Source organism: Actinomycetota bacterium (assembly GCA_018830725.1).
Taxonomy (GTDB): domain Bacteria; phylum Actinomycetota; class Humimicrobiia; order JAHJRV01; family JAHJRV01; genus JAHJRV01.
Genome location: JAHJRV010000165.1, coordinates 1 through 2,151 on the forward strand (window position 1 = coordinate 1; position 2,151 = coordinate 2,151).

The 2,151-nt window shown below is 28.2% G+C and carries 4 protein-coding genes; all 4 read left to right on the forward strand.

Translation table 11 applies throughout. From position 1 onward, the window contains the following. Nucleotides 1-487: energy-coupling factor ABC transporter ATP-binding protein (locus KKC53_07185; protein MBU2598930.1), on the forward strand; the 487-nt coding region annotated here is incomplete at its 5' end. A gap of 158 nt (nucleotides 488-645) precedes the next feature. Then, the gene (locus tag KKC53_07190) at nucleotides 646-885 is read left to right on the forward strand and encodes a zinc ribbon domain-containing protein (GenBank protein ID MBU2598931.1); all 240 of its coding nucleotides are present in this window, start codon (nucleotides 646-648) and stop codon (nucleotides 883-885) included. Between the two features lie 8 nt (nucleotides 886-893). Then, a complete protein-coding gene (locus KKC53_07195; protein ID MBU2598932.1) occupies nucleotides 894-1,508 on the forward strand; it encodes a uracil-DNA glycosylase in 615 nt (204 codons plus the stop codon). A gap of 226 nt (nucleotides 1,509-1,734) precedes the next feature. Next, nucleotides 1,735-2,151, forward strand: a 417-nt coding sequence (gene tsaE / locus KKC53_07200) for a tRNA (adenosine(37)-N6)-threonylcarbamoyltransferase complex ATPase subunit type 1 TsaE (GenBank protein MBU2598933.1), incomplete at its 3' end; no start/stop codon positions are given.

Genomic DNA, 2,151 nt, shown 5'->3' on the forward strand with positions numbered 1-2,151 from the left:
CTGTTCTACTGTTTATGAGGATGTTGCTTTTGGTCCAATGAATTTAAGATTAAAAGAAGTGGAAATAGAAAGAAGAGTAAATGATGCTCTTTTAAAAGTAGAGATGAATGGATACGAAAATCACAATGCTTTTCACCTTAGTTATGGTCAAAAAAAGAGAGTAGCAATTGCTACTATTTTATCTATGAATCCTGATATTATTGCTATAGATGAACCCAGTAGTAATTTAGATCATAATTCTCAATTAAGGCTTACAAAGATACTTATTTCCTTATTAAAAACAAAATTAATTGTTACTCATGATATACCCTATACAGCCTTATTATGTGATAGAGTAATTATTATAGATAGTGGGAAGATAGTTGCAGATGGGTTACTTTTTGATATTTTATCAAAACCTGAGTTATTAGAAAGACACCGATTAGGATTTCCGCCTGGTTTTTCCATAGAAAAATTAAAAGAAGATAAAAATAAATTATTTCATTAGTTAATATTATAGGAGTAACTATTTTCAATATTTTGTTATTTTAATAAAATAATTTATAATTTATTAGGAAAGCAAAAGTTTTAGATAAGAGATAATACTGTTGTTATAATTTTTTCTCAAAATTTCTATTGAGAAATTAGATTAATAGGGAGTAATTTATGCCAATATTTGAATATAAGTGTAGAAAATGTAATAAGATTTTTGAAGAGCTTATTTTGTCATCAAATTCTACTAATAAAATCAAATGCCCAGATTGTGGGGGAATAGACTTAATAAAGTTTTTCTCTAATTTCAGCTCTTCTTCATCTGAAAAATCATCCATAGATGAATTAAGCTCAAACTCAAGTTCATCTTCATGTGGTGTATGTTCTACCAATACTTGTGGTAAATGTAAATAGGAGGTAACTTGGGAAATTGGAATAGTTTAAAAGATGTATATAACGAAGCATTGAATTGTAAAAAATGTCCACTTCATAATGGTAGAACAAACGTGGTTTTTGGTACAGGAAGTGAAAAAGCAGATATTATGTTTATTGGAGAAGCTCCTGGTTATTATGAAGATATTCAAGGCGAACCTTTTGTAGGTGCCGCAGGTAAACTTTTAAACAAATTACTCAACTCAGCAGAACTTAAAAGAGAACAAGTCTATATTGCAAATATTATAAAATGCAGACCACCAAAAAACAGAGACCCTTTAGCTGAAGAAATAGATATCTGTAAAGATTATCTTTATGCTCAAATTGATTTTATAAATCCGCAATTAATTTGTACTTTAGGAAATTTTGCTACTAAATTAATTCTAAAAAAGAATGTTGGAATAACCAGTGTTAGAGGGAAGTTATTCAAAGTGGGAGGTAGGTTAGTACTTCCCATTTATCACCCTGCAGCAGCGCTTTATACTCCCTCGTATCTGCCTTCATTAGAAGAGGATTTTATTACTATGAAAAAGGTTATTGAAAAGGAGATCAAAATTCATATTGAAGATGAGATGGAAAGTAAAGAACAATTAGGTCTCTTTTAAGCAATTTCACTCAAAAGAATCCCCTTTTTAAAAAATTATTTTCAAATAATTCTCACAAGATTTGTTTATAATTCATTCATCATTTTTTTGAGATTGATTGAGATAATAGTATAATTGGTAAAACTTTTAGCATAAATGAATCTCTTCATTACCTCTATGTTTAATCATTTTTATTAAATAATAGTAAAATAGTAATAAAAAGGGAAATCTAAATAATATTTTTAAAATGGATATATTCAAAAAAAATTTTATAATAACAACATCTGAGCAAGAAACTTTAAATTTAGCTGAAAAAATAGCTATATTAATAAAGCCTGGAGATGTTATCAGCATAAGCGGAGAACTGGGTACAGGAAAAACCTGTTTTGTAAAGGGTTTAGCAAAGGGATTGGGTATTTCTCAGATTATAACAAGCCCAAGTTTTATAATTTTAAAGATTTATCATAATAAAATACCACTTTATCATTTCGATGTTTATAGATTGGATAAACCATTTCAACTTGAGGATATAGGATTTAACCAGTTTCAATATGCTGACGGGGTGACAGTTATAGAGTGGGGAAATAAGATGAAAGAATTATTAGCCTTTGACCATCTTCAGGTAAATTTTGATTATTATGAGAATAAAAAAAGAAAAATAAAA

What these genes read in the sequence shown, in the direction of transcription:
- KKC53_07190 (MBU2598931.1), top strand. Translation starts at nt 646, where the DNA reads ATGCCAATATTTGAATATAAGTGTAGAAAATGTAATAAGATTTTTGAA.